General features: G+C 68.0%; 7 protein-coding genes. 3 read left to right on the top strand and 4 right to left on the bottom strand.

The annotated features are described in order from the left end of the window. The 4 genes from FV217_RS14605 to FV217_RS14590 all read right to left on the bottom strand — a co-directional run. On the bottom strand, window positions 1-842 hold an 842-nt coding region (locus tag FV217_RS14605), incomplete at its 3' end, for an acyltransferase (RefSeq protein WP_246682806.1). 778 nt (window positions 843-1,620) lie between these two features. Then, window positions 1,621-2,304, bottom strand: a complete 684-nt coding sequence (locus FV217_RS14600) for a carbonic anhydrase (RefSeq protein ID WP_147817907.1) — start codon at window positions 2,302-2,304, stop codon at window positions 1,621-1,623. Between the two features lie 61 nt (window positions 2,305-2,365). Continuing rightward, entirely contained in the window at window positions 2,366-2,896 is a 531-nt protein-coding gene (locus FV217_RS14595; protein ID WP_147817906.1) for an NUDIX domain-containing protein, read from the bottom strand. A 12-nt stretch (window positions 2,897-2,908) separates the two neighbouring features. Continuing rightward, the gene (locus FV217_RS14590; RefSeq protein ID WP_147817905.1) at window positions 2,909-3,649 is read right to left on the bottom strand and encodes a DUF429 domain-containing protein; all 741 of its coding nucleotides are present in this window, start codon (window positions 3,647-3,649) and stop codon (window positions 2,909-2,911) included. 123 nt (window positions 3,650-3,772) lie between these two features. On the opposite strand from FV217_RS14590, the gene dut reads away from it, so the two are divergent. From dut to FV217_RS14575, 3 genes are all read left to right on the top strand, one after another. Beyond that, window positions 3,773-4,282, top strand: coding sequence for a dUTP diphosphatase (gene dut / locus FV217_RS14585; protein WP_147817909.1), 510 nt, complete (start codon window positions 3,773-3,775; stop codon window positions 4,280-4,282). 217 nt (window positions 4,283-4,499) lie between these two features. Beyond that, window positions 4,500-5,567: an HD domain-containing phosphohydrolase gene (locus tag FV217_RS14580; protein WP_147817904.1), complete on the top strand. Its 1,068-nt coding sequence runs from the start codon at window positions 4,500-4,502 to the stop codon at window positions 5,565-5,567. A 129-nt stretch (window positions 5,568-5,696) separates the two neighbouring features. Further along, window positions 5,697-6,992, top strand: coding sequence for an ammonium transporter (locus FV217_RS14575; protein WP_147817903.1), 1,296 nt, complete (start codon window positions 5,697-5,699; stop codon window positions 6,990-6,992). The last annotated feature ends 110 nt before the right edge of the window (window positions 6,993-7,102 follow it).

The following is a 7,102-nucleotide window of genomic DNA, read 5'->3' as shown; positions in this document are numbered from 1 at the left end:
ACGGTATTCCATCGGCCCTGCTCGTCGCCGCGGGCCGCCGTATCGCGCCCGAGGGCCGCCGCGGCGACGAGCAGGGCCGATGGAATACCGTAGAGGATCGGGTGCAGCGCCGGGCTCGGCTCCGGCACGAGCATCAGCAGGCCGATCCCGATGGCTAGTAGCAGGCTCCGCAGTGGCCATCCGATGCGCACGCCCTCGGCGCGCGCGAGACCGAGCGCCGCACCGAAGGCGAATTCGAGGATGACCGGGCTCGCCCAGAAGGCCAGCGGCATCGGCATGTCCGGAAACGCCGCGCGCGCCAGGGCGAGGATGCCCAGCGCCGCGATGAGCCACACGACCGCCGCGCGGCGTCCCCAGCCGAGGCCGATCGCGAACAGCGCGTAGAAGAACATCTCGCAGTTCAGCGTCCAGCCGAGGCCGTAGAGCGGCAACGCCGTGCCGTCCGACCGCAGCATCGGCCAAAACAGGAACGAGGCGGCGACATAGACCGGATCGAGGCCGGCCGCCGCAACGTCCCCGGTGAGCATTCCCGGAACGGCGAGGGCGGTTGCGAGATAGGCGGCGCTCACCAGCCAGTAGAGGGGCACGAGCCGCGCCACGCGATGCGCGAGGAAGCGGCGCCGCCCTCCCGGCCGGCCGTAGAGCGAGCCGGAGGCGTAGACGATGATGAACCCGGAGATCACGAAAAACACGTCGACGCCGGCCGGCCAGGGCAGCAGCGTGCTCGGTCTGAAGCCGAGATCCGTTCGGTTCGCGAGCGCGGCCGTTTCGAACTGGGCGTGGTGCATCACCACGAGCAGGGCCGCGACGGCCCGCAAGGCCTGGACGAGAACGAGCTTCACGCTGGGAGCCCTGCATGCGGGCGGAGAACCCGGGCGGGTATCGATCCCAGGGTCCGGCCGGTCAAGGTCGGGTCCAGGCACGGCTTGCCGTGCAGTGCAAGTCACCGTGGGATCTATCGGCGCTCGCCACCGACCTTGGATTCAAGATCGGCATTCGCGCCGATCAAATCTTTACTGTATTCAGTGTACATCCTGGTCGGGCATTCAAGAACAATAAGTGTGTTAGATTTGTAACTTATACTCGATATAACTCACAGAAATACACATAGGTTAATGTTTTTCTCGTGTCTTAGGCTGTAGTCGAAGACTTGATTGAACAGGGTTGCGAACTAACTCAAATGGCTGCCCGCACCGCGATGGCCCTGTTGAGGAACCCGGGAGGAAATTCTGAATACGGCGGAATGCGAGAGGATCGAGGCTGTCATCGAACTCTGTCGCGAGGCGCGGGAGCGGCTTCAGCCCGATACATCGTTCCGCTTGCGGGTCCTGATCGACATGGCGCTGCTGGAACTCGGCAAGGAACTCGCGCGGTTGAGCCTGGGCCGGCAGGCCTGAGCTATCCAAGCGCATCGCAGGGTGCCCAGCCGAAGCGGCGTCCATTCCGGCTGAGCGGGCATCGTGGAAAAGACGTCGCAGCCGCCCCTGTTTGCAGGGCGGCCGGACGGAACGCGAAGCATCGAGCGGTGTCAGACGCGATGGCCTCGGGTCGGCGACGGGAAGGTTCTCGCCTGCCGCCTGCTTTGTCGAGCCGTGGGCATGCCCTGCTCGAACAAGGATCTCAAGCTTCCGTGCAACCGATCAGGGCCGAGGTCTTGAGCTTCGTGCCATCGCTTTCCACGACGGAATGGAACTCCCCCGTCTTCGGATCGCGGATCCGCAACTCGCCCTGCTCGATACCGAAATGTGCGCCGTGCAGGTGCAGTTCGCCGGCTTCGACACGTTCGCGCACGAAGTCGAAGGTGAGCAGATTCTCGAGGCTCTGGGCGATCGAGGCGTATTCGAGCCGGGTCAGATAGCCGGGCTTTTCGACCGAATCTCCCTTCTCTTCGAGGGTCTTGGAGGCCGGCTCGACCAGCGAGACCCACTGTCCGATGAAGTTGCCCTGCGAAAGGGGTTTGGCATCGGTGGCGTAGGCTTTGATGCCGCCGCAGGTGGCGTGGCCGAGCACCACGATGTGCTTCACCTTGAGACCCTGGACCGCGAATTCGATGGCCGAGGACGTGCCGTGATAGCCGCCGCCGTCCTCGAAGGGTGGGACGATGTTGGCGACGTTGCGGATCGTGAAGATCTCGCCGGGGCCGACATCGAAAATCACCTCGGGGGCGACGCGGCTGTCGCAGCAGCCGATCAGCAGGACCTCCGGCTTCTGCCCGTCGGCGAGTTCCTTGTACTTCTTCTTCTCCTCGGGAAGGCGCTCGCCCAAGAAGCTGCGGTAGCCTTCGGTCAGGACATCGGGAAACATCGTTCGTTCGCTCCGTTTGTTCATTGGGGGATCGTACGCGACGGCAACGGTTGGAAGGCGATCAGGCTCCCCGCCACATGAGCGTTTCCGGGGTCTCCGGTACCTCACCGCGTGCGATCCGGCACGCGAGATCGGCGAGGCCGGCCGGCTCGATGCGGGCGTCGGTGGTCGCGAGCTCGTCGAGCGGCCACCAGCGCGTGCCGATCACCGGGTTGTCTTCGGTCTCCGAGAGCGTGTGCGTGTCGATCCGGTCGTCGGGCAGGCGCACGACGAAGTAACGCTCACGGGCATCGCGCGACTTGTCGAACAGGTGGAACGGCCCGTCGCAGAGTGCGACCTGCGGTCCAATCGCGGCGTCATGGACGCCGATCTCCTCGCCGAGTTCCCGCCGGCAAGCCTCTTCGTGCGTCTCGCCGGGCTCCAGCCCGCCGCCGGGCATGAACCAGAAGTTCTTCGCCTCCGGATTGGCGGGCGCGGGCCTCACCGCCTCGTATTCGATCAGCAGCAGCCGGTTGGCCGGATCGAACACCAGGGCGCGTGCGATGTGGCGGATCGTCAGGGGCTCTGAGGTCGTGCGAAGTTCTGAGGTCATGGCCGAGACCTATCAGGAATGATCGGCCGGTGCCCAGATCACGATCGGTAAGCCGTAGGCGTCGTGCTCGATGGCCGCCGGCAGCGGGACCGCACGGCCCGCGGTGATGTCTCGGGCGACGACGAGCGCCGCCATCGCATCGAGATGGTCGTCTTGCCCGACCCCGCGCGGTGGATGCGAATGCACCAGGGCCTCGGGGAGCCCCGCGCCTACCAGGAGATCGCGCCGCTCCGTTAGTCCCTCCTGCCGGCGCGGCCCCTTCTTGCCCGCCTGCAGCCGGCGGTCGCCGTTGAGACGGAAGAACGCGACCTCGGGATGAACTTCGTGAATGCGCGGGCGGAGGCCGGGCCGCGCCCGCAAGAGCGTGTCGACCGAGCGCACGGAGCGCAGGATGTTCCAGCACTGGATCGAGGGCGCGAAGGGCGGATCCGAATACGCGCGCGAGAGCGCCTTCGCTTCTTCGTAGTCAGCGGCGTAGACGGCCACGCGCGGCGGCACAGGAAACACGCTGGATCGCCCGGAGCCGAGAAACAGGCGCGCGGCGCGGTCGGCCGGCCGGCCCTTGTCGACGACGCGGTCGGGAAGCCCGATCGGTACGTCGATGCCGACGACGGCCGGCGCCTCCGGCCCGTCCACGACATCCTCCACGGTCGCGAACAGGGCCGAGCGGTGCCGTTCGGGCGCGTCGAGATCGAGCAGCACGCCGGCCCAGGCGCCGCGACATCCGTCGAGACCCGCGATCCATCGCGGCATGGGTCGATCCTTCCGGCGGCGCCGTTGCTTGTCGGACGGTGGCATAGGACGGTATCGCCACGGCGGTCGATGCCGGGAGAGATCAGCCATGTCCTCGATGCGCCTTACGTGGGCGGCCGTCTGATGCGGATCGCCGTCCGGCTGCTCGATCCCCGGCTCCGGGACTGGGGGTTTCCGCGCCGCGGCTCGGCGCATTCGGCCGGCCTCGACCTGTTCGCCTGCCTCGATGGGCCGTTGGCGATCGCGCCGCAGGCGCCGGCGATCCTGATCCCGACCGGGCTCGTCGTGATGATCCGCGATCCGGACTGGTGCGGCCTGGTGCTGCCGCGCTCCGGCCTCGGCCATCGCGAGGGCCTCGTGCTCGGCAACGGCACCGGCGTGATCGACGCCGACTACGAGGGCCCGCTCATGGTTTCGGCCTGGAACCGCAACCGGGCCCCGGCCGACGGCGAACCGCCCGCCCGCATCGTGATCGAACCGGGCGACCGGATCGCGCAACTCGTCGTGGTGCGCGTCGCGCAGCCCACCTTCGAGATCCTCGACGATGCCGATGCCGATGCCGACGCCGACGACCCGCCGGCCGGCGGGGGCGCACGGGGCGGTGGAGGATTCGGGTCGAGCGGCCGGCGCTGAGATCCGTCGCCGAACGAGCCGATCCGGTTCGCTTGCCCGAAGGTGCCACATGCCGGCACCCGAACCGATCTCACGCATGCGTGCCGCGCGACGTTCGGCGGCGCGGACTTTCAACCCCGATTAACGGCTATCGGCTAGGTTTCGCGAGTCGTTGGGGTGCTGGGGGGCATCGGCTCGACAGTGACGGGCCGGCAGGACGACGGGCAGGACGACGGGAATGTTGGAAGCCACGCGTGCGGAGACCGGCAACGCCCTCGTGGCGGTCGTCGCAGCCAAGACCCCTATCCAGCTCGTCCTGGCCCTGCGCGGCTTCGACTGCACTACCCATGTGATCCAGAGCGCCCATGCCGCGCTCGCCGACCTCCCCGCCCAGCCGCCCGACGTTCTCGTGATCGAGCACGATGCCGGCCTCGACGCGTTCGGCCTGACCCGATCGCTGCGCGCGATCCCTGGTCTCGTCCGGACACCCATCCTGATCGTCGCCGTCGGCGAGGGACGCACCGAGCGCCGGGCCGCCCTCCAGGCCGGGGCGACGGACCTGATGCTGAAGCCCGTCGACACGCTGGACCTTCAGATCCGCCTGCGCACCCTCATCGAGCTCGCCGCCGCCCGCCGAGACGGGGAACGGCAGAATGCGGCGATGAACCGGCAGATCGAAAACGCCGTCGCCGAGGTGTCGGCCCGTGAACGCGAGATCGTGCGCCGCCTGATGCTCGCCGCCGAATTCCGCGACGACCAGGCCGGGGATCACCTGACGCGCGTCGCCGGCTGCACCATCGCCGTGGCCGAAGGGCTTGGGCTTTCGGAGCCGGAAGCCAACGACATCGCGCTCGCCTCCACCATGCACGACATCGGCAAGATCGGCATTCCCGACGAGATCCTGCTGAAGCCGGGCCCGCTCACGGAGGCCGAGCGGGAGGAGATGAAGCAGCACGCCCTGCGCGGCTACCGGATGCTGCACGACAGCCCCTCGCGCCTGCTCCAGCTCGCTTCCGAGATCGCCCTGACCCATCACGAGCGCTGGGACGGAAACGGCTACCCGCAAGGCTTGAAGGGCGAGGAGATCCCGCTTTCGGGCCGCATCGTCGCAGTCGCCGACGTGTTCGACGCCCTCATCTCCGCCCGCGTCTACAAGCCGGCCTGGCCTCTGGAGCAGGCTCGCGCGCATCTCGAGGCCCAGGCCGGCACGCATTTCGACCCGGCCTGCGTCGCGGCTTTCGTCTCCCGCTGGGAGGACATCGTCGCCCTGGTGCAGGATCGCCCGGCGACGTCCCACGCCGCCTGACGCGCCGCGCGCACTGCCGCGTGCCTGGGCGATTTGATCGCGCATCGGGCAATTGCGCGACTTGAATCGGCACGATGACCGCGTATTGAGCAGGCGCTCGACCGTGGCCGTTCCGAAGGCTTTTCTTTCATGCGCTGTCTCGCCCTGTGCGGCTCGACCTGTTTTGGGCTGGTGCTGCTCGCCACGCCCGCGCTCGCTGCGACACCCGTCATCGATACCGGCCATACGGCCTGGATCCTGACCGCCTCGGCGCTGGTGCTGTTCATGACGCTGCCGGGCCTCGCGCTGTTCTACGGCGGGCTGGTCCATGCCCGGAACGTGCTCTCGGTCCTGATGCAGTGCTTCGCAATCTGCAGCGTCGCCTCGGTGCTGTGGGCGGTCTGCGGCTACAGCCTCGTCTTCGACGGAACCGGCGCCCTGATCGGTGGCCTCGGCAAGGCGTTCCTGACCGGCCTCGATGCCGTCCGCACCCCGACCCTGCTGCCGGAGAGCGCCTTCGCGCTCTACCAGATGACGTTCGCGGTGATCACGCCGGCGCTGATCGTCGGCGCATTCCCCGAGCGGGTGACGTTTCCCTTCGTGGTGCTCTTCTCCGCCCTCTGGCTGATGCTGGTCTACGTGCCGGTGGCGCACTGGATCTGGGGCGGCGGCTGGCTGTTCGGCCTCGGCGTGCTGGATTTTGCCGGCGGTATCGTGGTGCACACCACGGCGGGGATCGCGGCGCTGGTCCTGGCGGTGATGATCGGCAAGCGCCGCGGCTTCCCGGCCCAGATGACGCCGCCGCACAGCCCCGGCATGACCATGGCCGGCGCCGGCATGCTCTGGGTCGGCTGGTTCGGCTTCAACGGCGGAAGTGCGCTCGCTTCCGATGACAGTGCGGCCAACGCGATCCTGGCGACGCACCTCTCGGCGGCGGCCGGCGCCATGGCCTGGACCGCGGCCGAGTGGATCAAGATCAGGAAGCCCACCTCGATCGGCATCGTCACCGGCGCGGTGGCGGGGCTTGCCACGATCACGCCCGCGGCCGGTCTCGTCGCCCCGGGTGCCGGCATCCTCATCGGCTTCGCCGGCGGCATCGTCTGCTTCTACGTAACGCTGTACGTCAAACAGCGTCTTCAGATCGACGATTCCCTCGACGTCTTCGCCGTCCACGGCGTCGGCGGCATGCTCGGCTCGCTGCTGCTCGCGGTCTTCGCCCTGCCGGCGCTCGGCGGCATCGGGCTCGGCAAGAGTGGCACGGTCTGGACCCAGCTCGGCGTGCAGGCGATGGCGATCGTCGTGACCATCGTCTGGTCGGGCGTCGTGACCTATGGCCTGACGCGAGCGATCGGCCTGCTTACACCCATCCGCGTCGACGCGGAGGCCGAGTACGAGGGCCTCGACCTCACGTCCCACGGCGAACGTGCGTACGAGTATGGATCGTAGCCGGACGGATCCGCACCGCCGCTTGATCGATCCGCACGGAGCTGCCGAACCCGGCTGAAACCGGCCGATCTTGCTCGTCGCCGCCGCCCGCTCTGCGCGTCATCAAGGAT

Source organism: Methylobacterium sp. WL9 (assembly GCF_008040035.1).
GTDB lineage: Bacteria > Pseudomonadota > Alphaproteobacteria > Rhizobiales > Beijerinckiaceae > Methylobacterium > Methylobacterium thuringiense.
The sequence above is the reverse complement of the archived record's forward strand: the minus strand, read 5'-3'. Positions and strand labels throughout refer to the sequence as shown.